The organism is Burkholderia sp. SCN-KJ (assembly GCF_024656005.1).
Classification (GTDB): domain Bacteria; phylum Pseudomonadota; class Gammaproteobacteria; order Burkholderiales; family Burkholderiaceae; genus Burkholderia.
Genome location: NZ_JANKOG010000038.1, coordinates 1 through 25,189, shown reverse-complemented (window position 1 = coordinate 25,189; position 25,189 = coordinate 1). Strand labels below are relative to the sequence as shown.

Sequence of the window (25,189 nt, the reverse complement as noted above, 5' to 3'; positions counted from 1 at the left end):
CAACCGATGCCCGACCTGCAGACCCTCTCAGATCATCACGACATCCGCGAACTGATCGTCGCATATTCGAGCGCGATCGACGCGCGCGACTTCGACGCGCTCGATGCGGTGTTCACGCCCGACGCGACGATCGACTATCGCGCGATGGGCGGCATCGCCGGCACGTATCCGGACGTCAAGGCGTGGCTGCGCACCGTACTGCCGCAGTTCCCGCAGTACCAGCACCTGGTCGGCAACCTGTCGATCACGCTCGACGGCGACACCGCGCGCGGCCGCACGATCTGTTTCAATCCGATGGAAGTCGCGCTGCCGGACGGCGGCACGCAGGTGATGTTTCTCGGGCTGTGGTACGTCGACCGGTTCGTGCGCACCGCGCAAGGCTGGCGCATCGCCGAGCGCGTCGAGGAACGCTGCTACGGCCACAACGTGCCGGCCATGCTTGCGAACGCGACCGGCTGAACACCGACACGTCGCACGACGCGCGCGCCGTGGCATCGTTGCACGGCGCGCGTGTCGCAGGCCCTCGGGTCAGTCGAGACGGAACGCCGCTTCGAAGCGCGCGGCGAACGCGTCGAACTCGGTTTCCGGCAGATGGTTGATGCCGCCTGCGCGCTTGCGCCCGCCGCCGGTCGGGAAGCCGCGGCAGAATTCGTCCGCGCCGAGCGCCCGGCCGTCGGGCACGCGCACGCTGACCACGAACCCGCCCTGTGCGCGCGGCGACAGCACCGCGAGCGCCGCATGCGGCGCATTGCGCATCCGCTCGTTTGCGAGCATCCCCGTCGCGCGCCGCGCCCACGGATGATCCGGCATCCTGATCAGTGTCGCGCCCGGCACGTCGCGCAGCGGCGCGAGTGCGCCCGCGAGCGCCATGTCGTCGCGATAGCCGTCGCGCAGCGCGGCGAACACCGGCGTGTCGCGCACGAAGTCGAGCGGATCGACGCATGGCAGCATCGCGTCGGCCAGCACGGCCGGATCGAAATGCAGGTCGCCGACGCATTCGCCGTAGGCGTTGTAGTTCAGGTAGAGCCCGAGTTCGGCCAGCGTGCCGCGTTCGGCTGCGTCGATCCCGTATTCGCGCGCGAGCGCGTCGCCGAGCGCCGGCAGTTCGTCGCCGAACGCCGCGACGATCGCCCAGCGCACATGCCGGCCGCCGAGATGGCGGTTCACGAGCGCGCTCGTGCAGACGTCGGCGGCCGTGTCGATATACGCGTCGAAACGCGGATCGCCGGGCAGCTCGCCCGCGAAGTGATGGTCGAAGTAGCGAACCGCGGCGCCGTCGCGCAGCAGCCGCGCGCATGCGTCGCGGTTCTGGTCGTGCGACACGTCGAGCACGGTCACGCGGTCGCCGGCCCGCGCGTCGATGCGCTCGAGCAGCCTGATGTCGCGCTTCACGCCGGTCACGAGCGTGCCGCGTTCGCCCTCCGCGAGCCGCAGTTGCTGCAGCGCGCACAGGCCATCCGCGTCGCCGTTGAACGCGAAGAAGTGGCGCCCCTGTTCCTGTTGTCGTTCCTGCATGATCCGTTGCTCCGTCCTCAGGGCATGAAATCGCCGCCGTTCGCGTCGAGCGTCGCGCCGGTCACCGCGTTCGCGTAATCCGACGCGAGGAACAGCGCCGCGCGCGCGCAGTCGTCGTCGGTCGGCAGCTTCGCGAGCGCGATGTTCGATGCGATCGGCGCGATGATCGCCTCCTCCGTCGTGCCGTACTCGGCGGCCGCCTGCCGGAAATACGTCTGCGTCGGCACGCCCCACATCCAGCCCATGTGGATGCTGTTCGCGCGGATCCCGTGCACGCCGAGCTCGCGCGCCAGGTATTTTGCCGCAACCGCGAGCGCGCCCTTCGATACAGCGTAGCCCGATTCTCCTGCAAACGGCTTGCGGGTCGCCTGCGAGTTGATCATCACGATCGCGCCGCGCTTCTGCCGCTTCATGTGCGGGACGATTTCCTGCGTGAGCGTCATCGTGCCGAACACGTTGGTGTCGAACACCGCGCGCCAGCCGTCGAGATCGGCTTCCTCGACCGGCTCCGGGAACGTGCCGTGCGCGAACGCGCTGTTCACGAGCGCGTCGATCCGGCCGAAGCGCTCGACCGCCTGCGTCGCGAGCTGCCGGCACTGCGCGCGCTCCGCGATGTCGGTGCGTACCTTCAGCACGTCGCACGCGACGCCGAGTGCGCGGATCCGTGCTTCCGCGTCGTCGAGCTTTTCCATCGTGCGTGCCGCGACGACCACGCCGCGCGCACCCTCGCGTGCCGCCTCGACGGCGAGCTTCACACCGAGCCCCGGCCCGATCCCTGAAATCACGACGATCTTGTCCTTCAGCAACATGGGTTGTCTCCTGGTTATGGTTCGTCTCGCGGGCGCGCCGTCAGCCGGCCGCCCGCAGGTGCCGCGCGCGATACGCGGCGAAGTCATGCGCCAGTTGCGCATCGGTGAAGCCGAAGCGCGCGATCGAGTAATCGTGCGCGGCGCGCTTGTCGCGGCCGTTGCGCGCCATCCAGGCCGTCATCGCCGCGCGCTGCGGCTCGTCCAGCGACATCCCCGCGAAGCGGTACACGGCTTCGGCCACGCCGAGCGGATCCGACACCGTGTCCTCGAACCGCACGTCGAGAAACCGCTCGGCCGGCAGCGCGTCGCGCGCCGCCATCGCCGCGCCGATCGCGCGCGCCATGCCGGCGTTCCACTGCGCGCCGACCGTGCGCGGATCCGGATCGTCCGCATACATCTGCCACAGCGTGTGCGCCATGCTCGCCATCGACGGAATCGTCTGCGCCGGGTCGCGATGCGTGAGCACGACCTGTGCCCGCGGAAACACGCGGCACAGCACGTCGAGCGCATGCAGATGCTGCGGCGTCTTCAGCAGCCAGCGCGCGGCCGCTGCGACGCCGCGTTGCGCCTTCTGCCACTGCAGGAACTGCAGCATCCGCTTCAGGTACGTATAGACCGGCGTCAGGTCCTGCTTCGCGAGCCACGCCGTATAGCCCGGCACGTTCGCGTACGAATCCATCGCGCACACGAACGAATGCTCCATCAGCATGAACTCCTCGTCGGCGAGCATCGCGTCGAGCGGATGGATCGCGAGGATCTGCGGAATGCAGTCGATCATCGTCGCGACCTCGGCCTGCGCGCGCGCGATGCGCACGCTGGGCGCGTCGAGCGTCTCGCCGGCGAGCGGCGCCGGATAGCGCGTTTCCCACCACGCGGCCGAATAAAAGCGCGGATCGACCGCGAGCAGCCGCTGCAGCAGCGTCGTGCCGGTGCGCGGCAGCCCGACGATCACGAGCGGATCGTCGATCTCGATGTCGGCGATCTCCGGATGACGGCCGAAGTAATCCTCGATAACGAGCCGGTTCACGAGCTGGCCGACGAGCTTCTCGCGCATCATCGCCACGCCGCGCGCCGACAGCTTCGCTTCGTCGATCAGCGACGCGCACATCACGTCGAGCGCCTCGCGATACGGGCCGTCGCCGAACGCGGTGAGGCCGCCCGTGCGCGACACGGCCTCGGCGATCAGCGCGTCGGCGTCGAGCTGGGTGCGGATCGGGTCGAGCGGCGCGTTCATGCGGCCTCCTTCAGCGCGGCGAGCTTGACGACGCGCGTGCGCGGATGCACCGGCTGCGCGGCGCCGACCCAGCGCCAGCAGATCGTGCCGGTGCGATGCCCGGCCGTATCGAGCCAGTTCGCGCCGCCCGGCCGCGACGCGGCGACCACCACCGTCACGCCGCCGTCGGCATTGAGCCGCGCGCTGTGCTTGTTCACGCAGATGTCGAAGTGCCGGTAGTCGAGCGACTCCATCCAGTAGTTGTTGAGCTGCACGTTCCAGAAATCGCAGTCGGGCACCGTGTCGACATCGATCACGAGCGCCTCGTCGTCGGCGAGCGACCAGCACGAGTGGTAGTAGTAGATGTTCGGATCGCCGCCGACCGACTGGCACAGCGCCTGGTCCGCAGGCGGCAGCGCGTTCACGTGCGAGCCGTAGCTCGCGGCCCAGTCGGCGAACAGCTTCGCCGTCTGCTCGACGAACTGCGCGGCGCGCGTGAGGCCGCCCTGCAGCACGAGCGGATCGAGCGGCGCCGGGCGATCGTGCGCGCCGATGCGTTCGATCTTCAGTTGCGCGGCCGTCTCCGCGCGCCGGTCGAGGAAGGTCTGGCGCACCAGCAGCGCGTTCGTGCCCGGCTCCATGCGCACCCAGTTGCCCGCGCGCGGCGTTTCGCTCAGCACGATCTCGAAGCTGCCGTCCGGCGCGAGCTCGAGCTGCTTCGCGTCGAGAAACCCGGTCTGCAGCATCTTGCCGTCCGTCTCGTAGCCGCCCTTCTGCGTGCCGAAGCTCAGGTATGCGACCGTGCCGCGCCGCCCCGTCACACGATATTCGCAGCGGCCGTCGAGGCGCGCGTACTGGTACAGGTTGTCCGGATTGTCGGCGCCGATCTTCGCGGTCTCGTGCGACGGCGAGAAGAAGCCGGGCCACGCGCCGTCCGCGAACTCGACGTGCATTTCGAGCGCGATGCGCATCAGCCGGCTCAGGTAGCGGAACCCTTCCGCACGCGTGAGCGGATCGTCCGGCGCCTCGGCGCGCAGGATCTGCTCGCCGCTGCGTTTCAGGGTGTCGCAGAAATCGGCCCAGGTCTGGCCCGAAAGCAATTGCGTGGCGCGTGTGTCGTCCGTCATGTGTCGTCTCCGCCGATGGTCGAGCGCTCACCTTAAGCGAGCGCCTCGCGTGCCACTTCGTCCGGGTGGACTAAGGAAAGATCCGCTGCCCGCCGCGCCGCGTGTTAGTCCACCCGGACGAAGAACGGCACCGCCCTCGCTCGATACCGTTGGCGTCATGCACGAAACGCCGCACATGTCGCGCGGCGCCGGCATGCAACAAGGAGACGAACGATGTTGACCCACTTGGAGCGACTGGAGGCCGAAAGCATCCACATCATGCGCGAGGTGGTCGCGGAAAGCGAAAACCCGGTGATGCTCTATTCGATCGGCAAGGACAGCTCGGTCATGCTGCATCTCGCGATGAAGGCCTTCTACCCGGCGAAGCCGCCCTTTCCGCTGCTGCACGTCGATACGACGTGGAAGTTCCGCGAGATGATCGCGTTTCGCGACGAGACGGCCGCGCGCCTCGGCCTCGACCTGCGCGTGCACGTGAACCCCGACGGCGTCGCGAACGACATCAATCCGTTCACGCACGGCTCGGCCGTGCACACCGACGTGTGGAAGACGCAGGGGCTCAAGCAGGCGCTCGACCACTACGGTTTCGACGCCGCGTTCGGCGGCGCGCGCCGCGACGAGGAGAAATCGCGCGCGAAGGAGCGCATCGTGTCGCTGCGTTCGGAGCAGCACCGCTGGGATCCGAAGCGCCAGCGCCCCGAGCTCTGGTCGCTGTACAACGCGCGCAAGCGCCGCGGCGAAAGCCTGCGCGTGTTCCCGATTTCCAACTGGACCGAGCTCGACATCTGGCAGTACATCCGGCTGCACGACATTCCGATCGTGCCGCTCTACTACGCGAAGGAGCGGCCGGTGGTCGAGCGCGACGGCGCGCTGATCATGGTCGACGACGAACGCCTGCCGCTGCGCGACGGCGAAGTGCCGCAGATGCGCAAGGTGCGCTTTCGCACGCTCGGCTGCTATCCGCTGACGGGCGCGATCGACAGCGACGCGAGCTCGCTCGACGCCATCCTGCAGGAGATGCGCGACACGCGCACGTCCGAGCGCCAGGGACGGCTGATCGACAGCGATTCGGCCGGTTCGATGGAAAAGAAGAAACAGGAGGGATATTTCTGATGGCACACGTACTCACCGCGCCCGGGGCACTTGCGCACACGACGCCCGACATCCACGCCGACGATGCGCAAACGAAGGACCTGCTGCGCTTCATCACGTGCGGCAGCGTCGACGACGGCAAGAGCACGCTGATCGGCCGCCTGCTCTACGAATCGAACATGCTGTTCGACGACCAGTTGACCCAGCTCGAAGCCGATTCGAAGAAGGTCGGCACGCAAGGCGGCGACCTCGATTTCGCGCTGCTCGTCGACGGCCTGTCGGCCGAGCGCGAACAGGGCATCACGATCGACGTCGCATACCGCTTCTTCGCGACCGCGCGACGCAAGTTCATCGTCGCCGACACCCCAGGCCACGAGCAGTACACGCGCAACATGATCACCGGCGCGTCGACCGCCGATCTCGCGGTGATCCTGATCGATGCGCGCAAGGGCGTGCTCACGCAAACACGCCGCCACAGCCATCTCGTCGCGCTGATCGGCATCAAGCGCGTCGTGCTCGCGATCAACAAGATGGACCTGGTCGACTACGATCGCGCCGTGTTCGAGCGTATCGATGCCGACTATCGCGCGTTCGCGGCCGAACTCGGCTTCGAGAAGATCGTCAGCATTCCGATGTCCGCGCTGCGCGGCGACAACGTGATCGCATCGAGCGCGCGGATGCCATGGTACGCGGGCCCGCCGCTGATGCGGCATCTCGACACGCTGCCGCTCGTCGAGCGCGTGACGCGCGACGAACCGTTCCGGCTGCCCGTGCAATGGGTCAACCGTCCGCACCTGAACTTCCGCGGTTATGCCGGCAGTATCGCGTCGGGCGAAGTGCGCGTCGGCGAACGCGTGCGCGTGCTGCCGTCCGGCAAGGAGAGCCGCGTTGCGTCGGTGATCACGCCGGCCGGCGAAGTCGATGTCGCGCGCGCCGGCGAAGCGGTGACGCTCACGCTCGCCGACGAGATCGACGTGAGCCGCGGCGACATGCTCGCGCGCGCCGACGCGCCGCCGGAAGTCGCCGACCAGTTCGAGGCGACGCTCGTGTGGATGCACGACGAGCCGCTGCTGCCGGGCCGGCCGTATCTCGTGAAGCTCGGCACGCAGACGGTCGGCGCGACCTGCGCGACGCCGAAGTACAAGATCGACGTGAACACGCGCGAGCATCTCGCCGCGCGCACGCTCGCGCTGAACGAGATCGGCGTGTGCAACCTGAGCTTCGACCGGCCCGTCGCGTTCGATCCGTACGACCTGAATCGCCACACCGGCGGCTTCATCGTGATCGACCGCTTCACCAACGACACGGTCGGCGCCGGGATGCTGCACTTCGCGCTGCGCCGCGCGCACAACGTGCACTGGCAGGCCGTCGACGTCGACCGCGACGCGCGCGCGGTGCAGAAAGCGCAGACGCCGCGCATCGTATGGCTGACCGGGCTGTCGGGCGCGGGCAAGTCGACGATCGCGAACCTCGTCGAGCGGCGCCTGCATGCGCTCGGCAAGCACACGTACCTGCTCGACGGCGACAACGTGCGGCACGGCCTGAACCGCGATCTCGGCTTCACCGAGGCCGATCGCGTGGAGAACATCCGGCGCGTGGCCGAAGTCGCGCGGCTGATGCTCGATGCCGGGCTCATCACGCTCGTGTCGTTCATCTCGCCGTTCCGCGCGGAACGCGACATGGCGCGCGCGCTGGTTCGTCCCGACGAGTTCGTCGAAGTGTTCGTCGATACGCCGCTCGCGGTCGCCGAGGAACGCGATCCGAAGGGTCTGTACAAGAAGGCGCGCAAGGGCGAACTGAAGCACTTCACGGGCATCGACTCGCCGTACGAGCCGCCGGCGCAGCCGGAACTGCGCATCGATACGGTGGCCGAGTCGCCGGAGGCCGCGGCGGAACGGATCGTCGCGTACCTGCTGCGCGAGCGAACCGCGTAAGCGGCGCCGGGGCGACGCATGCTGCGTCGCACCGGCACGGCCCGCGTCGTCTACTCCGTTCGGATGACGCGGGCGGCTGGCCGGTCGGTATGCTGGCTCGGGAGCATTCACCCCGACCCAGGAGAACACGAGCATGCGGATCGCGCTGGCGCCCGGCGACACGGCCGCACACGACAGCTTCGACGACGCGGCATGGACGGCCCGCGAACTCAGCGCGTGGCTCGGGCTCGTCTATCAGGGCCCGTCCGAGACGACGCCTTGGGCGGGCTTTCTCGAAGCGATGCGCGTGCGGCTCGACGCGAGCTTCACGACGCTCGTGCTGCGCAGCCCGCGCGGCACGCGGCGCGGGCTCATCATCAACGCATCGACCCACGGCCCGCTGCTGCCCGGCGAACCGTCGTACAGCGAAGAGTTCTACGCGCTGTGCCCGTTTCTCGACCACCCGCCCGGCCAGGTATTCACGGCCGACACGCTGTTCGGCGCGACGCGCTGGTGCGCGCACGATTTCTACCGGCAATACCTGCAGCCGCTCGACCTGCGCTTCATCCTCGGCGCGAACCTGCGCGGCGAGCGCGGCGTCCAGTGCGCATTCTTCGTGAGCCGCCCGCATCATGCGCGCGACTTCGACGCAGCCGAACGCGCGCAGGTCGCGACGCTGCTGCCGCACCTGCAGCGCGCGGTCGAGCTGCACGCGGCGCTCGACGTGCTCGACGCCGAACGCGCGCTATACGCGGGCACGGTCGACCGGCTCGACGTCGGCACCGCGATCCTCGACGAGGACGGCCGCGTGATCAAGCACAACCGCATCGCCGAGCGGCTGTTCGAGCAGCAGGACGGCCTGTGCCTGCGCCAGGAGCGGCTCCATGCGTCGTGCCCGCTCGACGAGCGCCGGCTGCAGAAGGCGCTGCAGGCCGCGCTCGAGCATTTCCGTGCGGGCGCGCTCGCACGCATCGAGGCCACCACGCTGTCGCGCCCCGGCGGCGCGATGCCGTTGAACGTGCTGCTGCGCCCGCTCGCGCCCTTTCACGGCGCGGAGGATCGCCAGCACCGGCCGGCCGTCGCGGTGTTCGTCCGCGATCCGGCGTCGTCGCCGCAGACCTCGCGCGACATGCTGCACCGGCTGTTTCGCCTCACGCCGATGGAAACCGAGATCGCGCTGCTGCTCGTCGACGGCCTGACGCTCGACGAAGCGGCCGCCGCGACCGGCATCACGAAGAACACCGCCCGTGCGCATCTGCGCGGAATCTTCGCGAAGACGGGGGCGACACGGCAGGCCGTGCTCGTGAAGATGCTGCTGAACAGCGTCGTGTCGATGGCATAGCGGGCCGCGCACGAAGCCGGCAGATTGCCGGGGAGAAGTGCGCCGCAGGGCAGATCCGAGCGGCACGCCGAGCCTCTGTCCGTTCATATCATCCGTCATCAGACGTGATTGTGCACGGCGACAACCTCCTGACATTTCCCAATATTTGACTATATTCCGGGTAAACTCGCGACGTCATATCCGGATCTCAGGCGTAATATGTCATATGACAACATACTACTTAGATCCCCACCCGAAGCGAACGCAGGCCGCTGCCCCGTTCGCCGCCCGCCCGGAGACTCCCTTGACCTCGCCCGCCCTGCCCGGCCGCTACCCGCTCGCATCCGCCGTCTCGAAAGTGAAATGGCACGTGCTGCCGCTCGTGCCGATCATGTTCATCGCGAACGATATCGACCGCTGCCGACGGCCTTCGGCTATCTGAAGCAACATACGGGTTCGATCGCGGGCGGCCGGGATGCGCTCGCGATCGCGTTCCTAGTCGCCACGGTCGCCGCGCCGTTCGCGCGTACGCACCGGCGCAGCGATCCGCCGCGCGGCCAGCCGGCCAACGAGTCCTTCACGCACACCGCAATGCTCCGCCATGCCGAACACTGACCGCCTGACCGTCGTCGTCTCGAATGCCGTCGACGGCGACCTCGCCACGTTCTCGCTCACGTCCGACGGCACGCTCGCGCCGCTCGCCCGCTACCCGGCCGGCGACCTCGCGATGCCGGTCGCCGTGCAGCCCGACCGCGCGCGGCTGTACGTCGCGACGCGCGGCGAGCAGCCGACGATCGTCGCGTTCCGCGTCGCGGCGGCGACCGGCGCGCTCGCCCGCATCGGCGCGACCGCGATCGACGCGAGCCTCGCCTACCTGTCGCTCGACCGCAGCGGCCGCTGGCTGCTCGGCGCGTCGTACGGCGGCCATTCGCTGAGCCTCTACGACGCCGCGCGCGTGCGCGACGGCGACGGCGCGCCGCTGCAGGTCGCGCACGGTATCGCGAACGCGCATGCGGTCGTCGTGTCGCCGGACAACCGCTTCGCGTACGTGAGCTCGCTCGGCTCGGACCGGATCTTCACGTTCGCGCTGATCGAGGATGCCGGCGGCCTGCGTATGGTCGAGCACGGCGAAACGCGTGTGCCGGGCGGCTTCGGGCCGCGCCACCTGCGCTTCGCGCGCGACGGCCGGATGCTGGTCGCGGTCAGCGAATTCCAGGCCACGCTCGCGACCTTCGCACGCGACGCCGACAGCGGCCGCCTCGGCGACGCACGGGTCAGCGCGCGCCACCCGGCCGTCGCCGGCCTCGCGCAAGGCCATGCGCGCCCGCCCGCGCCGACCGGGCCCGCCGTGTGGGCTGCCGATCTCCACCTGACGCCCGACGAGCGCTTCGCGTATGTGAGCGAACGCACGTCGAGCCAGTTGCTCTGCTATCGCCGCGATGCGGACGGCGCCTTCGACCCCGTACACGCGACGGCCACCGAAACGCAGCCGCGCGGCTTCGCGATCGATCCGTCGGGACGCTGGCTCGTCGCGTGCGGCGAGCAGTCGGAATACGTGTCGGTGTACGCGATCGCGCCGGACGACGGCACGCTGGCGTTGCACGCCCGCGTGCCGGGCGGCCGCGGGGCGAACTGGGTGGCGATTGTCTGACGGGTCCATCGACCGATGGATCGAATGATTGCTTGATCGACGCCGGGCGCACGACCGGCACCGGCCCGCGCCGCCCGGCGCGCCGTCAGCGCCGCTCGCTCGGCGCGACGCCGGTCCAGCGCTTGAACGCACGCGTGAAATTCGCGCGGTCGGTATAGCCGACCCGCGCCGCGATCTCGTCGACCGGCAGGCGCGTGCCCTCGAGCAACCGGAGCGCATCGCGCAGCCGGATCTCGTCGAGCAGCGCCGAATAGGTCGCACCGAATTCCGCGAGCTTGCGTTTGAGCGTGCGCGCCGACACATGCAGTTCGCGTGCGATTTCGTCCACCGACGGATAACCGGTCTCGCCGCAGATCAGCAGGTTGCGCACGCGCTCGACGATGCTTTCCGCATAGCCGAGCCGCGCGAGTTCGGCCTCGCATTGCTGGACGATCATCTGCGCGGTCTGCGCGTTCGCGGTGCCGATCGGCTCGTCGAGCAGCGCGGCGTCGCAGCGGATGCGGTTCGCGCTCGCGTCGAAATGACAGCGCGGCAGCCGCGCGCGATAGCGCTCGAACCACGGCGGCTCGGGCCACTCGAAATGCAGCTCCGCGCGCGACTGCAGCGTGCGCCCCGGCGCGGGATCGAGCAGCGAGTTGAACAGGATCGCCGTCTCGACCAGGAAGTTTTCCACCGCGAACTGGCGCAACCGGCCGAGCGGAAACGCCTCGAGCACGTCGATGTCGACGATCCCGTCGAGCTCAGCGAGCCGCACCGAAAAGAACGGCACGCGCGTCGGCAGGTAGCGGATGCCGAGCGCGATCGCCTCGCCGAGCGTTGCGCAACTCATCAGCCCGAAGCCGATCAGCCCGGATTTCGTGAGGCTGCTGCGCAGGCCGATCTCGATCGCGATCGACGGATCGTCCGTCGCCTCGAGCAGGTTGAACACGATCGCCGCCTGCTGCAGCGGCGTGATGCGCGCGTCGGGCTGCGCGAGCCGCTCGCGCTCGACGCCCGAGCCGGCGAGAATCCGGCCGCCATCGATGCCGCGCTCCTCGGCGAGCATCAGCATGAACAGCGCATACGCGGACGATACCGTCGCCTTGTTCAGCTGGCGCGCGGCATCCGGGGCGGACAGGGCCATGCGGCGGACTCCGGAGCGATTTCGGCGGATTGTAGCGCTGCTGGCCCGTAATGACACCGCAGCGGCATTCTAGCCGCCCGATGCGGCATCGCACGCCCGTGCACCGGCCACCGTGACCCGAAATGACACCATCATTGGCACCGGCGGCCCTCGCGTGTGCTCCGGGGCGCGCCTATGCTTGTCACATCGGCATTGCGCCCCACTCTTTCCGCACGGATTCCGGTCGATGAGCCAACCCGCACGAACCGTCTTTCGCCACGACGCCGACAAGGTCGCGTATGTCCGCCGCGAGGTCAACGCCGCGAGCGACGCGATCCGCGCGCGCTTTCCGCTGCTCGACAACCAGAACCTCGTCGGCGCGACCGTGATGGCCGTGTCGGTGGGCGCGATGCTCGCGATTGCGTGGCTGTATGCGCGCGGCGCGATCGCGTGGTACGTCGCGTTGCCGCTCGCCGCGTTCGTCACGTCGCTGATCCACGAACTCGAGCACGACCTGATCCACCTGATGTACTTCAAGAAGACGCCATGGGCCTATCACCTGATGATGGCGCTGTGCTGGCTCACGCGGCCGGGCACGATCAACCCGTGGACGCGCCGGCGCATGCACCTGCATCACCACAAGGTATCGGGCGGCGAATCGGATCTCGAGGAATTCGGCATCACCAACGGCGAACGCTGGGGCGTGAAGCGGCTGCTGATGATCGCGGACGGCATGCTCGCCGTCGTGCTGCGGCCGGATGCGATGCGCCGCAAGGTCAAGCAGTACGTGGCCGCGCAGCCGGTGCAGGATGCGGCCGAGCGCGCGCAATTGCGCGTCGAGCAGGTATCGTCCTACATGCCGGTCGGTCACGCGTACTACGCGCTGTGGCACGCGTTCATCGTGTATCACGCCGGCCTGTTCGCGCTGCATGCGTTCGGCCATGCGGTGACCGTGCCGGCCGTCGTCGAGCGCGTGATGAGCGTCGTCGATTTCCTCGCGGTCGTGTGGCTCGGGCCGAACTTCGTGCGCAGCTTCTGCATCAACTTCGTCAGCTCGAACATGCATTACTTCGGCGACATCGATTCGCGCAACGTGATCCAGCAGACCCAGGTGCTGAACCCGTGGTGGATGCTGCCGTTCCAGCTGTTCTGCTTCAACTTCGGCAGCACACACGCGATCCATCACTTCGTGGTGCGCGATCCGTTCTACATCCGGCAGTTGACCGCGCGCACCGCGCATGCGGCGCTGCGTGAAGTCGGCGTGCGGTTCAACGATGTCGGCACGTTCAGGCGCGCCAATCGCTGGGGCGCGTATCGTCCGATTCGCGGTGCGCGCGGCGTGCAGCGGGCCGACGCGTAACGGCGGGCAGGCGGCGCGGCTCGCGGCGCGGGTCCCGTCAGTCGGTCAGCTGGTCAGTCCTTCAGCGCCGATCGCCGGCATCGGTCCCTGCCCGCGGATCCATGCCCGGTTCGCGAGTTCGGCCATTTCCTTGTCGCCGCGGCTGTCGCCGTACGCGAACAGCTTCGCGGGCGGCTGATTTCCCCACCAGCCGCGCAAGCGCACGACCTTCTGCGGCCCCCAGCAGTTCTCGCCGTTCAGCCGCCCGGTAAACGTGCCGCGCTCGAACGCGAGGCGCGTCGCGAGCACCGTGCCGATGCCGACCGTCTTCGCCCACTTCTCCAGATACAGCGACGGAGACGCGCTGACCAGCACGACTTCATGCCCGCGCGCCTGATGCTCGCGCACCCGTTCCAGCATGTCCGGACGCACGAGGTTCGGCAGATAACCATCGACGAAGCGGCGCGCGAGCGCGTCGAGCGCGTCCTCGCGGATCGGCCCGAACGCAAACCATGCGAACTTCGCCTTCGCGTCGCCGCGCGACAGGAGGCCCGCCTTCATCGCGACGATCCACGGCAGCGCGCGCAGCCCGGCCCATGCGAAACGCGGCGTGCCGACCGCGTAGCGGACGAAATGACGGAAGCTGTCGGTGGTCGTGATGGTGCCGTCGAAATCGAATGCGGCGACGATGCGGTCGGTCATGGAGAGGCGGGAAAGCGGTGAGATGCCCGGGAAGATAGCAGAGTCGCGCCGCCGTGCGTGCGGGCACCGGCGCGACTGGCGGCACGGCTCGATACGCGATCGCGTCAGTTCGCGCTTTTTCGAAACAACGAGACATACCCCGCGAGCATCGGCAGCAACGACCCGCTGACCCGGTTCAGCCACGTCTCCCCGGCCGCCCTCCACACCCGCACCGAATGCACGTCGTGCGAGCGTCGCTGGAAGGTTTTGGGGCCGGTTCCGGCCGATCGTCGAACGGAGTGGCGGGAGGCCGCCAGAGTTTGCTATACTCTCGTTCTTCCGGAGAGATGGATGAGTGGTTTAAGTCGCACGCCTGGAAAGCGTGTATAGGTTAATCGCCTATCGGGGGTTCGAATCCCCCTCTCTCCGCCAGAATCAATGAAAAGGCCCCGCAAGATCGATCGATTTTGCGGGGCTTTTTTGCGACATGCGACGTGGAATCAAATCGCGTTGGCCGCCCTCTTCCCTGCTTCCGCGACCGATCCTGGCAACGGGCCAGTCGCCGCGCGGTTGTTCCGTGCCCCTGTCACGCCGGCGCGCCCCCTGGAGGCGTTAGAGCGTCGACCCGACATCGACGTTTTCGTCACGGCGTACCAGACCGACAGCGTGTGGTTGCCGATCGCCCGTCGCTTCGAAGACGTGCTGTCGGTATCCATCGGGTTCGACAGCATTCTCCTTATTCGTCTAGCCGTCCGATAGATTCGCCATATATGCGCGTATGTATTGCACGAAACAAAATGGCGTCGCTCTATCAAACCAATGGACGTACGGTCCTGCAAATTTCACTGCCCCCTTCAATTTCGTCCCAATCGAAAGCAACAGCTCGCGCATAACCACGATGGGTTGCCAGAATCTCAATCGCCGCCCAACTTTCCGTAACGATTTGTGAACTTCGTTGATTCAGAGTATTCACTTATCACGGGATCGCTGACAGTCGATGAAGCTAGCAGACGTGTACTAACCAAATCCGCAAAACATAGTGCACGCGCCGAAAAACGCTGATCCGAGGTTTCGTACAGTCGTAGTTTTCTTATTGAAGCCAGACGCATCTCGATAAGCATCGAATCTTCTCAAAAAGATGCCGGAAGCAGCATTGAGAAAATCTTTAAGGATCGTTGCCACACAGTTACCGCATCGAACTGACTTCGGTATGATTTTTTGTGCAATCAAGCGCGGGGATCGTCACCTCCCATTTTCCATGGTGCGACACCAATTTAAATAGAACACTCGAATATATCGCCGTTTATTCCAAAAGATAAAGTTACCGCAATTACGCAGCTCCGATGTTCCGATATTCGGTGATGGTCGGGCGCGTTTTCCATGAACCGGGGTGACGAATGGGCCGGGAAGTCTTGCTGAAGGTGCTGCGCGGCGGCTACGCGCAGTTCGATCGCATCATCAAACTTGACACGCCGCTCGGCGACGACTGGCTCGTGCCGCTGTACGTCAAGATCAACGCGCGGCTCGGCCGCAATTTCGAGGTAACCGTCGACGCATCGTCCGTCGCGGGCGACAAAATCAAGCTCAACGCCCTGATGCTGCAACCTGTCACGCTCTGGATCCGCCAGACGGGCGGCCGCTATCTGCCGATCCACGGCTACGTGCAACGCGCCCGTCGCGTCGGAAACGACGGGGCCGTCTCGTATTTCCAGCTCCAGTTCTCCTCCTGGTTGAGCTTTTTGAAACTCGGCAGCGATCGGCGCGACTGGCAGGAAGCCAGCGGCTGGCAGATTCTCACCGACGTATTCGGCAAGCATCCGCAAGCTTCCGGCAACTATGGTCACGAACTGCGCACGGCGATGCGCTCGTATTCGCACCGCGTGCAGTGGGAAACCGACTGGAATTTCGTGCATCGGAGCCTGGAGGAGGTCGGTGTGTTTCCGCGCTTCGATTTCGCGCAGGACGGCAAGTCGCACGAGGTCATCATGATGGACGACCTGTATTTCGGGCCTTCGCTGCCGAATGCGGAGATGAAGTTCAGCCATGCGGGCACCGACGAGGATTTCGACGGGCTCACCCAGTTGAGCGAACAGCAGGACGTCCAGAGCGCAACACTCACGCTCGGAACGGCCGACTACAAGCGGCCGGACCTCGACAAACAGGTCAGCACGCCGGCGGCGGATCTGGATGATTTGCCCGGTCAAGGCGAAGACTATCTGTATACGGGCTCGCAGGCCTGGGCCAAATCCGATGTCGGACAACAACAGGCCCGCATTCGAACCGAAGAATGGGCTTCGCGTGCGAAGCGCTATTTCGCGATCGGCAGTCCGCGCTACGCGCTGCCCGGCTACTGGTTCAGGGTATCCGGGCATCCTCTGTTCGATGCGCTGCCAGCGGACGAGCGCGAGTTGTCGATCATCGCGAGCGACTGGCTGATTCAGAACAACGTGCCGGGAATGGATGCGCTCACGCGATTCCCGCGCAGCCTGCGCAGCGAAATCGAACAGGCCCAGTCCGCCGGAGCCGGTACGACCGTGAGCCACCGCGATGGCGGCGTCGGATTCTTTCACGTCGAGATCGAAGCGCAGCGCCGCAAGACACCCTTTCGCAGCCCGTTCGAGCATCAGAAGCCGGAGATGCACTTGCAGACGGCGATCGTCGTAACCGACAGCAACGAGGAAATCGTCACGGACGACGGCAACCGTGTGCGGGTGCGGACATCGAACAGCCGGAACGATCGCAATACGAAGTCGACGTCGTGGATTCGGGCGGCGATGCCGGACGCAGGCGCAAGGCGCGGCGGTTATTTTCCGTTGCGCAAGGATGATCAGGTGCTCCTGGGCTTCGTGAACGGCGATTGCGACCGGCCGGTCATCATCTCGCGATTGCATGGTGGCGCAACGATGCCGGTATGGCATACCCACGGCCTGCTGTCCGGCTTCCGCTCCCGCGAATATGGTGGCGACGGATTCAACCAGCTCGTCATGGATGACGCGAGCGGTCAGAACCGGGTCCACCTTTACTCGTCGAGCTACAGCTCTCATCTGCATTTGGGCTATCTGATCGAGCAGAGCGACAACACGCGCGGCACGTTCCTCGGCAACGGGTTCGACCTGAAATCCGGCGCGTACGGCGCGGTGCGCGCCGAGCAAGGCCTGTATGTGTCGACGCAGCCGGCCACCGCGCAGCCGCTGAACGTAACGGCCGCAACCGAGCCGCTCGCCGGCGCGGAAGCCGTGTTCGAAACCGCGTCGAGGGCCAGCGAAACGAACCGCGCCGAAAGCCTGCAGGACGGCCAGGCCGCGCTGAAGTCGTTCACAGACGCGACGCAGCGCACGGTCGCTGGCGCGACCGGCGGTGGCCGCACGGCTGGCGGCGGCACCGGCAACGCGAATGGTTTTGCGAAGCCGGTGATGCTGCTATCCAGTCCTGAAGGGATCGCCGCGTCGACGCAGCAATCGGTGCATGTCACGGCAAACCAGCACGCGAACGTCGTGGCAGGCAGGAACATCAACCTGGCGGCCGGCAAGGCGTTGCTGGCCAGTGTGCTGGACAAGATCAGCCTGTTCGCGCAGAACCTCGGCATCAAGATTTTCGCCGCAAAGGGGCCGGTAGACATTCAGGCACAGAGCGGCGCCGTTTCGCTGGTCGGCCTGCAGGACGTGAAGATCGAAAGCGCGGACGGACGTCTGATTCTGACGGCCGCGGAGGAAGTGTGGATCGGCGCGGGTGGCTCGTATATCCGCATCAAGGGCGGGCTGATCGAGAACGTGACGACCGGGCAGATCCTCGAAAAATGCGGAAGCTGGGACAAACCGGGGGGTGCGAGCAGAACGCTTCGCGATCCGTTGCAGACAACGCCGGTGTCGACCGATGGCGGCCGCGGCTCGCTCTTCTCCGGCTAACGCCGCACCGGCCACCACCCGAGCAGCAAGAAAAACGAGAACCGAGAGATTCCGGGAATCATGAGCAATAGCCACCCTACCCCGAAGCCCATCGCGCCAGCCCAGCCGGCGTCTCCTCCGAGCACACCGCTGAACTGGGCTTTTCCGTTCACGCCGGTCGGCAAGGATGACCCGGCCAACCCGATGACCTATATGAAGGCATTGGCAGCCGCCGAGGACGGGTTCTATCCGTTGGGCGCGAACGGCATGTGGCACGGCGGCATCCACTTCGACCAGAACACGGCGGCGCGATTGAAGCAAGGCGACGGGATCCGCGCGATCGCCGACGGTGACGTCGTCGCGTACCGGCTGGACAGCAAGTATCCGGAGCAGCGCTATCAGGACGGCCGACACGCGTTGTACTCGACGGGTTTCGTGTTGATCCGTCATCGATTGCAGTTGCCACCTGTGCCCCCACCGCCGAAGGCGAACGCGGCAAAGGATTCCTCAATGCAGACGGCGACATCATCGACCACGCCCACGCCGCCCGCTCCGTCGGCGACCAAGAACGCGACTGCGAGCAAGCCGGCACCGGACGAAACGCTGACGTTCTTCAGCCTGTACATGCATACGATGGACTGGAACACATACCAGTCTGAGGCTGAACAGGCGAAAGTCGCACCTGTAGGCCGGTCCGGGCCGAACATCGGACCGATGCGGTATTGGGAGGGCGATCGCTACTATGTCGTCGGCAACAAGGCAAACGACAAGCAGAACGCTCCGCGGCCGAAAGTGCCGGTATCGTCACTGCGCAAGACGATCAACCGCGACGTGCTCGGGGAATTCATCCAGAGCGATTTCAAGAAACTGCCGGAACCGGAAGAAAGCGACAAGGATGCGACGCCGCTCCCGCCCCCGATCACGGGCATCCGCATCCGCGATCTGCCGAACGGCAAGATCATCGGCATTCTGCCGCGGGGGTCGGAGTTGACCATATCGGACACCGACGAACGGGCACAAGCGAAACCAGGCTGGGCGAAAATCAAGTCCATCAAGTCGGGCACGCCAGCCGCGGCGGTCGTCGGCGCGCCGGCGTCGCCGCACGCGCCGTACGGATACGTCTTCCTCGGGGAACTCGATCCGATCGTCGACCCGAAGCCGCTAGACGCGGTCGTCGTGCTGAAGCAACCGTACAGGGTGAAGGGCGGCGACGTGATCGGCCGGCTCGGCCACTATCTGCGCTACCCGGATGCGAAGCTGCTGCCGCCGAAACCGAACCGGTCGCTGCTGCACCTCGAAGTATTCGCAGGCCCCGAGCTCGAATCGTTCATCCAGAAGAGCCGTGATCGCGCAAAGCATCTGCCGGCGTCCAAAGCGTTCCTGGAAATCTCGCCCGGAGCGCAGCTGGTTACCCATTTGCCGGAACCCGCTCACAAGCTGCAACCGGGCACCAAGCTCGTACCGGTCGCCGCCGACGCAAAGGGAAAGTGGGTGAAGGTACAACCGAAGACGGCCGCCCCTGGACACGGCAATCGTCGCACGAAGCCGGTTTTCTACGACACCGGTACGCCTGTATGGGTCGACGGAAGCCTCGCCAATACGACCCTCACCACGATCGTGCCCGCCTGGAAGGACTTCCCGCTGAGCTTTTCGAGTGCGAAAGGCCCGGGAGCGGATTTCCGCGCCGTGTTTCGCACCGTCGATCTGGACAAGAACATCGCGCAGGACGACCAAGGGCGTCGCTGGTATTACGTGACGATCGGCACCAGGGACGGCGGCACGCGTGACGGATGGGTGTGCGAACAAGATCATCCGCTCGTGCGCATGTGCGGGCCGTGGGACTGGCCGGGCTTCGCGCTGATCGACAACAGCAGCATCACGCCGCTCGACATGCTCAAGCGTTACATCTACGTCGCCGAGCAGTTCCTGGTCGACGAAGACAAGAGCGAATTCGAGACGAGCGCAGCGACGGTCAACAGCAGCCCGCTCATCGCGAAACTCGAAAAGGCGATCGACGCGAACCACGACGGGAAAGTAACCGCCCAGGAACTGAAGCACGCGCAGGAAACCCCGTGGACGGCGGAAGCCCTCTCCCACCTCGTCGTACGGGGCGAGAGCGAATGGGGCGGCGGCCTGGGCAAGTGGGAGGCGTTGTCTCCGCTGATGAAGAAGCTGCTCTGGCTGTGGAAGACCGAAATCGAGCGGATCGGAAAATTGCAATGGTGGGAGCAGGTCACCGGTGTGGAGGGGTTCCCGAAGGAGCCCATTCCGTGGCACTTCCATCCGATCGGGATTGTCGGCAATTTCATCGCCAAGCCTGTCACTGGCGAAAATCACTTCACGGAAGAAGACGCTAGGGACGCACTAAAATACATTTTCGACAAGTATGGACGTACTATCGCCGAGACGGTTGAGCGTATGTATCGGACGGAAACGAGGCACTTCCAATCGAGCCAATATCGCCGATGCGGAACAGGCGGCATGGAAGTGCATGGCCCAGCACCGTACTACGGATGGACTCCCGATTTTTACAGCGAACCGCCAATTGGAACATGGGCAGCCTTTGAAGGTGCCGGCCTCAGCGGCGTAGGCGGAAATGCGCAAGTTACGAATAAAAAGAAAGTGTTCGTCGCAGTTTCGTCAGTGCGCGTCGGCATGGAATTCAAGGCCAAGTACATCGTGCACTATAATGGAAATTACGCACGATGGTTTTCAACCGACGCAAATGCACAATCGATTTACAGAAAAACACTCGAATCCATAACACCGCGAATCGTAAATTCATTTCAATGACCCAGCATGAGAATCGTTGACAAAATCGTAACACTCACTCTCCTCCTGATTATTTCATGTGGCGGCCGTGCCTCAGCTGATATCTGCAGAAGCGAATTAAGAGAGCTGGTCGTACCTCCACTTGAGCACGTTGCGATGAACAAGAAGGACATCCAAGCTGATATTGAGGATGTGTCCGATGGAGTCTATAGCGTCCGACTATATGTCGCTGCGGACAGCCCCGACAATCTCGACAAGCAAGTGTCCATTGGCTGGATCAATTTGGATACAAATTCGATGAAGGCGTTGGATGTGACACGAGACCCCGAGCATCCAGACACACTGAAGGTTAATGCGGAAAAGTACCGAAAATTCATTTCAGATTGTATCCGCAAGCCATCGAAGGCAGCTTCGATCTGCAACGAATTCAATAATCAAGCCTCGAAGCTTGCTGTTGACATACCTCAATCGAAAAGCGGGATGGCAGTCATTGGAAGCGGTCGCCTTCAGTTCTATTCAGCACCAGATTACGCGTGCAAAACGCCAGGAGTTTTTATTTTGACTGGAGAATCCGTCGACGCGTACACTAGTTATCATGGATTCACGTTTGTCGCTTACCAAAACTCGAAGAAGACCAGCCCCGTTCGCGGCTGGGTAAGAAGTAGCCGACTGCGATCCAGCAGCCTTGACACTGACCGGCTGCAACCGGCTGTTAGCGAAACCACCAAATGATGGATCTCATCCGCATCGGTGACAACACCGATCACGGCGGCAAGGTCGAAACCGGCTCAAACACGATGCTTTTCGACGGCCGAAGTGCCATGCGCTTCTTGAGATTTATTATCCCGATCTTCTTGGCTTGCAGTGCCAACGCTTTTTCCAAGGGTGTCGATTTCACCATTGAAGACAAGGGACTGAGCGACGTTCGCGGGAAAGCAGTTTCAGCCGTTTCAAAAGACACATCGTTTTCACCATTCAAAAACTTGGGCTGCAAGCTTACCGGGAAAGAGATTTCGCTAACCTCACTCCCGATCCGCACATACTTTCTAACAACATCCAACGCTTGCGGCTGGGGAGCAGCCGTTGGTCCGATTTGGATTGTGGATGAATCGCACGGGAAGGTAATCCTGAGCACCGGAGGTTATGCCATAGAAGTTCGCCGGCGCACCAGGAATGGATTCCGGGATATTGACGTGAATTCTGAAATCGGCGGAGAACCGAAGAGCACCCTTTACTCATTTAAAAAGGGAAAATATATGCCATCAAAATCCCATGGCAAGTCGAGGCACTACTGATGACCTTTTGGCGCCCCCCCCTTCGACCATGATGAATCTGATTCGCATCGGCGACGACACCGACCACGGCGGCAAAGTCGAAACGGGCTCCACGACCATGCGTTTCGCTGGCCGCTACGTCGCCCGCAAGGGCGACCGCGTATCGTGCCCGCAGCATCCCGACGTCTCGCCCAACATCATTGAGGAAGGCGATTCATCGATGATGGACGGAGGCACCCCGATCGCGCGGCACGGCCATCGCGCGACGTGCGGCTGTCACCTGATTTCGAGTCTCACGTGACCGGCTCCACAAGTGTTGTTCGCACGACGTGAAGCGATCATCGCTGGATCTCTGCGTTGCTTGTCTTCGATCGCAGGCAAAAACATGACGCCGCTTGAATGCCCAGGAAATCAAGCGCCTTCGCTGTCGGTGCACCGAGATGCCCCCCTCACGGATGCCGAATGTAATCTACCAACGCCCGCGTATACTCATCCGGCTGCCGATCGAGCAGGCTGACCGCGATCGCCACCGCGAACCCCGCCGGCACGCCGAACACGCCTGAACTGATCGGCTCGATCCCGAACCATGTCTGCCCGGCGAATCCGGTGAGCTGCGTGAAGTACGGATAAGTCGACACGATGTAGTACACGCACACCGCGAGCCCCGTCACCATCCCGGCGATCGCACCGCGCGTCGTCGTCCGCTTCCAGAACACCCCAAGCACGAGCACCGGAAAGAAACTCGACGCAGCGAGCGAAAACGCCGCCCCGACCAGAAACAGGATCTTCCCGGTATTGAGCGACGCGACATACGACGCGAACAGCGCGACACCGAGCAGCAAGACCTTCGAGATCGTCACGCGCCGCTGGCTCGACGCATCCGGCGCGACCATGCAGTAATAGACGTCGTGCGACAGCGCATTCGCGATCGTCAGCAGCAACCCGTCCGCGGTCGACAGCGCAGCAGCCAGCGCACCGGCCGCGATCAACCCCGACACGACATACGGCAGCCCCGCGATCTCCGGCGCGGCGAGCACGACCATGTCCGGCTGCATCTGGATCTCGGACCAGTGCACGATGCCGTCGCGAACCACCTCGACGACGCTGATCAGGTCCGGCTCGAAGTGATGCCACTGCGTGACCCACGCGGGCAATTCAGCAGTCGGCCGCCCGACGAGGTTGGTCAGGATCTCGTACTTGATCATCACCGCGAGCACCGGCACGCTCAGGTAGAACAGCGCGATGAAGAACAGCGTCCAGCCGACCGAGCGCCGCGCGGATGCGACCGACGTCGTCGTGTTGTAGCGCGTGAGGATGTGCGGCAGGCTCGCGGTGCCGAGCGACAGGCACAGCAACAGCGCAAGGAAATTCCGCTCGCGCGGCTTGCGGTCGTCGTCGTTCGCCGCGGGAAACGGCTCGTGCATCGGCACGGGCGGCTCGGCGCGTGCCAGCAGGTCGTCGCGCGCCTGGGTCCAGGTCACGCGCGCCGCCGTCGGGTCGCGCGGAAAGTCCGCCAGCTCGCGCTCGCGCTGGTTGATCTCGCGCAGCGGCCCGTTGTGGCGCCGCAGGTCCGCGAGCTGGTCGACGAGTTGCCGGCGTGCGTCCGCATACGATGCGGGCAAGCGATCGAGCTGCGCCTGCACGGCCGCCGCCTGCCGGCGATACGCATCGCGCACCTGCTGCTCCTCGGCCGCGTCGCGCAGCTGCGCCTCGCGCGCCGCAACACGTTCCATCAGCTTGCCGTAATTGAACTGCGGCACCGGCCCGATCCCGTTCTTCATCGCGATCAGCGACACGGGAATCAGGATCGCGCTGATCAGGATGATGTACTGCGCGACCTGCGTCCACGTGACCGCGCGCATTCCGCCGAGAAACGAACACACGAGAATGCCCGCGAGCCCGCAGAAGATCCCGATCGCGAAATCGACGCCGATGAAGCGCGTCGCGATCAGCCCGATCCCCTGGATCTGCGCGACCAGATAGACGAACGAGCAGAGGATCGCCGCGCCGGCCGCGAGCGCGCGCACGGCGGTGCTCGAAAAACGCGTGCCGAGGAAATCGGGAATCGTGTAGCGCGCGAGCTTGCGCACGTACGGCGCAAGCAGGAACGCAACGAGGCAGAACCCGCCGGTCCACCCCATCACGTACGCGAGCGCATCGTAGCCGGTTGCGTAGAGCGAGCCGGCAAGGCCGATGAACGACGCCGCCGACAGCCAGTCGGCCGCCGTCGCCATCCCGTTGAACGCGGATGGCACGCGCCGCCCGGCCACGTAGTATTCGACGAGATCGGACGTGCGCGACAGCAGCCCGATCACCGCATACACGGCAATCGGCACGAACAGGAACACATAGCCGATCCACACGCCGGAACCGGTCGCGCGCTCGATCCGCCACAGCAGCAGCACGAACCCGAGGAAGCCGAGTGTGTAAAGCGCGTACGCGCGAATCAATCGATGCGTCAGCATGGATCAGCGAGCATGATGCGCATTGCCCGCGTGCGCGGCATGTTCGTCGTACGCGCGCCGCAACATGCGGTCCGCGCGTTGCATCAAGCCGATGTAGACGACGATCAGCACGAGATACACGAGAATCGCGCCCTGCGCGCCGACATAAAACGGCAGGCTGAAACCGGCGAAGCGAATGCCCGCGAGTGCGGGCGCGAAAAACGGCACGACGAACGACACCGTGAAGCCGATCGCCATCAGCACCAGGATCAATGCGACGTTGAAGCGCCAATAGCGCGCATGGGCACGCGCGAGCGGCTCGGGAACGGGCGGCGGCGCGACAGGCGCCGGACGGTGCGGAACGGTCATGCCGTTATTTAGCAAAAAGCCCCTGCGCGGGCAATCGGGATTGCCGCGCAGGGGCCCGTACGCGCAACGTGCGCAACAGGCGCGATCAGCGCACTTCGGCGAGCTGCTCGAGGATCGCCGGATTCTCGAGCGTGGACGTGTCCTGCGTGATCGCCTCGCCCTTCGCGAGCGAGCGCAGGAGACGCCGCATGATCTTGCCCGAGCGCGTCTTCGGCAGGTTGTCGCCGAAGCGGATGTCCTTCGGTTTCGCGATCGGCCCGATCTGCTTGCCGACCCAGTCGCGCAGCGCCTTCGCGAGTGCCGCCGCTTCCTCGCCTTCCGGACGCGAACGCTTCAGCACCACGAACGCGACCACCGCCTCGCCGGTCGTGTCGTCCGGGCGGCCGACCACCGCCGCTTCCGCAACCAGCTCGTGCGAGACCAGCGCCGACTCGATCTCCATCGTGCCGAGCCGGTGGCCCGACACGTTCAGCACGTCGTCGATGCGGCCCATGATCGTGAAGTAGCCGGTGTCCTTGTCGCGCACCGTGCCGTCGCCGGCGAGATAGAGCGTGCCGCCGAGTTCTTCCGGGTAGTAACTCTTCCTGAAGCGCTCCGGGTCGCCCCAGATCGTGCGGATCATCGCCGGCCACGGACGCTTGACGACGAGAATCCCGCCTTGCCCGTTCGGCACGTCCTGGCCGGTT

The 25,189-nt window shown here is 65.2% G+C and carries 19 protein-coding genes, 1 tRNA gene and 4 pseudogenes; 15 read left to right on the top strand and 9 right to left on the bottom strand.

The window, feature by feature from the left end; genetic code table 11:
* Positions 1-6: 6 nt before the first annotated feature.
* Positions 7-459 carry a nuclear transport factor 2 family protein gene (locus NQV17_RS34765; RefSeq protein WP_257775707.1) on the top strand — a complete coding sequence of 151 codons (453 nt, stop codon included), beginning with the start codon at positions 7-9 and terminating at the stop codon, positions 457-459.
* Positions 460-528: 69 nt separating this feature from the next.
* Here the strand turns inward: NQV17_RS34765 and NQV17_RS34760 are convergent, their stop codons facing one another.
* Genes NQV17_RS34760 through NQV17_RS34745 form a run of 4 tightly spaced genes read right to left on the bottom strand, consistent with a single transcriptional unit; the run spans position 529 to position 4,664 of the window.
* Positions 529-1,515: an acetyltransferase gene (locus tag NQV17_RS34760; protein ID WP_257775706.1), complete on the bottom strand. Its 987-nt coding sequence runs from the start codon at positions 1,513-1,515 to the stop codon at positions 529-531.
* Between the two features lie 17 nt (positions 1,516-1,532).
* Positions 1,533-2,324, bottom strand: a complete 792-nt coding sequence (locus NQV17_RS34755) for an SDR family oxidoreductase (RefSeq protein WP_257775705.1) — start codon at positions 2,322-2,324, stop codon at positions 1,533-1,535.
* A gap of 40 nt (positions 2,325-2,364) precedes the next feature.
* On the bottom strand, positions 2,365-3,558 hold the full coding sequence (locus tag NQV17_RS34750) for a sulfotransferase (RefSeq protein WP_257775704.1): 1,194 nt from the start codon (positions 3,556-3,558) through the stop codon (positions 2,365-2,367).
* Entirely contained in the window at positions 3,555-4,664 is a 1,110-nt protein-coding gene (locus NQV17_RS34745) for a DUF1214 domain-containing protein (protein WP_257775703.1), read from the bottom strand. The genes NQV17_RS34750 and NQV17_RS34745 overlap by 4 nt, the downstream gene beginning before the upstream one ends.
* A gap of 189 nt (positions 4,665-4,853) precedes the next feature.
* On the opposite strand from NQV17_RS34745, the pseudogene cysD reads away from it, so the two are divergent.
* From cysD to NQV17_RS34715, 6 genes and pseudogenes are all read left to right on the top strand, one after another.
* Positions 4,854-5,774, top strand: a pseudogene (cysD, locus tag NQV17_RS34740) (sulfate adenylyltransferase subunit CysD); the annotation flags it as partial.
* Complete coding sequence (cysN, locus tag NQV17_RS34735) at positions 5,774-7,687, top strand: sulfate adenylyltransferase subunit CysN (RefSeq protein ID WP_257775702.1); 1,914 nt, start codon at positions 5,774-5,776, stop codon at positions 7,685-7,687. The pseudogene cysD and the gene cysN, both read left to right, overlap by 1 nt.
* Before the next feature lie 133 nt (positions 7,688-7,820).
* Positions 7,821-9,008, top strand: coding sequence for a helix-turn-helix transcriptional regulator (locus NQV17_RS34730; RefSeq protein WP_257775701.1), 1,188 nt, complete (start codon positions 7,821-7,823; stop codon positions 9,006-9,008).
* Positions 9,009-9,291: 283 nt separating this feature from the next.
* Complete coding sequence (locus tag NQV17_RS34725) at positions 9,292-9,429, top strand: hypothetical protein (protein ID WP_257775722.1); 138 nt, start codon at positions 9,292-9,294, stop codon at positions 9,427-9,429.
* A pseudogene (locus NQV17_RS34720) lies at positions 9,408-9,602 on the top strand (MFS transporter); the annotation flags it as partial. The gene NQV17_RS34725 and the pseudogene NQV17_RS34720, both read left to right, overlap by 22 nt.
* Positions 9,589-10,638, top strand: a complete 1,050-nt coding sequence (locus NQV17_RS34715) for a lactonase family protein (protein WP_257775700.1) — start codon at positions 9,589-9,591, stop codon at positions 10,636-10,638. The pseudogene NQV17_RS34720 and the gene NQV17_RS34715, both read left to right, overlap by 14 nt.
* Before the next feature lie 85 nt (positions 10,639-10,723).
* Here NQV17_RS34715 and NQV17_RS34710 read toward each other — a convergent pair whose 3' ends face one another.
* Complete coding sequence (locus tag NQV17_RS34710; RefSeq protein ID WP_257775699.1) at positions 10,724-11,761, bottom strand: AraC family transcriptional regulator; 1,038 nt, start codon at positions 11,759-11,761, stop codon at positions 10,724-10,726.
* A 226-nt stretch (positions 11,762-11,987) separates the two neighbouring features.
* On the opposite strand from NQV17_RS34710, the gene NQV17_RS34705 reads away from it, so the two are divergent.
* Positions 11,988-13,100, top strand: a complete 1,113-nt coding sequence (locus NQV17_RS34705; protein WP_257775698.1) for a fatty acid desaturase — start codon at positions 11,988-11,990, stop codon at positions 13,098-13,100.
* 45 nt (positions 13,101-13,145) lie between these two features.
* On the opposite strand, the gene NQV17_RS34700 is transcribed toward NQV17_RS34705, so the two are convergent.
* Positions 13,146-13,781: an HAD family hydrolase gene (locus NQV17_RS34700; protein ID WP_257775697.1), complete on the bottom strand. Its 636-nt coding sequence runs from the start codon at positions 13,779-13,781 to the stop codon at positions 13,146-13,148.
* A 320-nt stretch (positions 13,782-14,101) separates the two neighbouring features.
* Here NQV17_RS34700 and NQV17_RS34695 point away from each other — a divergent pair.
* From NQV17_RS34695 to NQV17_RS34665, 7 genes and pseudogenes are all read left to right on the top strand, one after another.
* Positions 14,102-14,192, top strand: a tRNA-Ser gene (locus tag NQV17_RS34695).
* 6 nt (positions 14,193-14,198) lie between these two features.
* The gene (locus NQV17_RS34690; protein ID WP_257775696.1) at positions 14,199-14,519 is read left to right on the top strand and encodes a hypothetical protein; all 321 of its coding nucleotides are present in this window, start codon (positions 14,199-14,201) and stop codon (positions 14,517-14,519) included.
* Positions 14,520-15,157: 638 nt separating this feature from the next.
* The gene (locus tag NQV17_RS34685; RefSeq protein WP_257775695.1) at positions 15,158-17,665 is read left to right on the top strand and encodes a type VI secretion system Vgr family protein; all 2,508 of its coding nucleotides are present in this window, start codon (positions 15,158-15,160) and stop codon (positions 17,663-17,665) included.
* Between the two features lie 60 nt (positions 17,666-17,725).
* Positions 17,726-20,437: a hypothetical protein gene (locus NQV17_RS34680; RefSeq protein ID WP_257775694.1), complete on the top strand. Its 2,712-nt coding sequence runs from the start codon at positions 17,726-17,728 to the stop codon at positions 20,435-20,437.
* Between the two features lie 135 nt (positions 20,438-20,572).
* Positions 20,573-21,148 (top strand): hypothetical protein, encoded by a 576-nt coding sequence (locus NQV17_RS34675; RefSeq protein WP_235879282.1) that lies wholly within the window; start codon positions 20,573-20,575, stop codon positions 21,146-21,148.
* A pseudogene (locus NQV17_RS34670) lies at positions 21,145-21,238 on the top strand (PAAR domain-containing protein); the annotation flags it as partial. The gene NQV17_RS34675 and the pseudogene NQV17_RS34670, both read left to right, overlap by 4 nt.
* Positions 21,239-21,739: 501 nt before the next feature.
* Positions 21,740-21,991, top strand: coding sequence for a PAAR domain-containing protein (locus NQV17_RS34665; RefSeq protein ID WP_257775721.1), 252 nt, complete (start codon positions 21,740-21,742; stop codon positions 21,989-21,991).
* A 148-nt stretch (positions 21,992-22,139) separates the two neighbouring features.
* Here the strand turns inward: NQV17_RS34665 and NQV17_RS34660 are convergent, their stop codons facing one another.
* The 3 genes and pseudogenes from NQV17_RS34660 to NQV17_RS34650 form a co-directional block, all read right to left on the bottom strand.
* Positions 22,140-24,155: a sodium:solute symporter family protein gene (locus tag NQV17_RS34660; RefSeq protein ID WP_257775693.1), complete on the bottom strand. Its 2,016-nt coding sequence runs from the start codon at positions 24,153-24,155 to the stop codon at positions 22,140-22,142.
* Positions 24,156-24,158: 3 nt separating this feature from the next.
* Complete coding sequence (locus tag NQV17_RS34655; RefSeq protein ID WP_257775692.1) at positions 24,159-24,503, bottom strand: DUF4212 domain-containing protein; 345 nt, start codon at positions 24,501-24,503, stop codon at positions 24,159-24,161.
* Positions 24,504-24,588: 85 nt separating this feature from the next.
* Positions 24,589-25,189: pseudogene (locus tag NQV17_RS34650) on the bottom strand (AMP-binding protein); the annotation flags it as partial.

Coding starts and splice junctions, on each gene's coding strand:
- NQV17_RS34750 (WP_257775704.1), bottom strand. CDS start 3,558: ATGAACGCGCCGCTCGACCCGATCCGCACCCAGCTCGACGCCGACGCG.
- NQV17_RS34755 (WP_257775705.1), bottom strand. CDS start 2,324: ATGTTGCTGAAGGACAAGATCGTCGTGATTTCAGGGATCGGGCCGGGG.
- NQV17_RS34680 (WP_257775694.1), top strand. CDS start 17,726: ATGAGCAATAGCCACCCTACCCCGAAGCCCATCGCGCCAGCCCAGCCG.
- NQV17_RS34765 (WP_257775707.1), top strand. CDS start 7: ATGCCCGACCTGCAGACCCTCTCAGATCATCACGACATCCGCGAACTG.
- NQV17_RS34660 (WP_257775693.1), bottom strand. CDS start 24,155: ATGCTGACGCATCGATTGATTCGCGCGTACGCGCTTTACACACTCGGC.
- NQV17_RS34705 (WP_257775698.1), top strand. CDS start 11,988: ATGAGCCAACCCGCACGAACCGTCTTTCGCCACGACGCCGACAAGGTC.
- NQV17_RS34655 (WP_257775692.1), bottom strand. CDS start 24,503: ATGACCGTTCCGCACCGTCCGGCGCCTGTCGCGCCGCCGCCCGTTCCC.
- NQV17_RS34685 (WP_257775695.1), top strand. CDS start 15,158: ATGGGCCGGGAAGTCTTGCTGAAGGTGCTGCGCGGCGGCTACGCGCAG.
- NQV17_RS34700 (WP_257775697.1), bottom strand. CDS start 13,781: ATGACCGACCGCATCGTCGCCGCATTCGATTTCGACGGCACCATCACG.
- NQV17_RS34745 (WP_257775703.1), bottom strand. CDS start 4,664: ATGACGGACGACACACGCGCCACGCAATTGCTTTCGGGCCAGACCTGG.
- NQV17_RS34690 (WP_257775696.1), top strand. CDS start 14,199: ATGAAAAGGCCCCGCAAGATCGATCGATTTTGCGGGGCTTTTTTGCGA.
- NQV17_RS34675 (WP_235879282.1), top strand. CDS start 20,573: ATGAACAAGAAGGACATCCAAGCTGATATTGAGGATGTGTCCGATGGA.
- NQV17_RS34665 (WP_257775721.1), top strand. CDS start 21,740: ATGATGAATCTGATTCGCATCGGCGACGACACCGACCACGGCGGCAAA.
- NQV17_RS34715 (WP_257775700.1), top strand. CDS start 9,589: ATGCCGAACACTGACCGCCTGACCGTCGTCGTCTCGAATGCCGTCGAC.
- NQV17_RS34730 (WP_257775701.1), top strand. CDS start 7,821: ATGCGGATCGCGCTGGCGCCCGGCGACACGGCCGCACACGACAGCTTC.
- NQV17_RS34710 (WP_257775699.1), bottom strand. CDS start 11,761: ATGGCCCTGTCCGCCCCGGATGCCGCGCGCCAGCTGAACAAGGCGACG.
- NQV17_RS34760 (WP_257775706.1), bottom strand. CDS start 1,515: ATGCAGGAACGACAACAGGAACAGGGGCGCCACTTCTTCGCGTTCAAC.
- cysN (WP_257775702.1), top strand. CDS start 5,774: ATGGCACACGTACTCACCGCGCCCGGGGCACTTGCGCACACGACGCCC.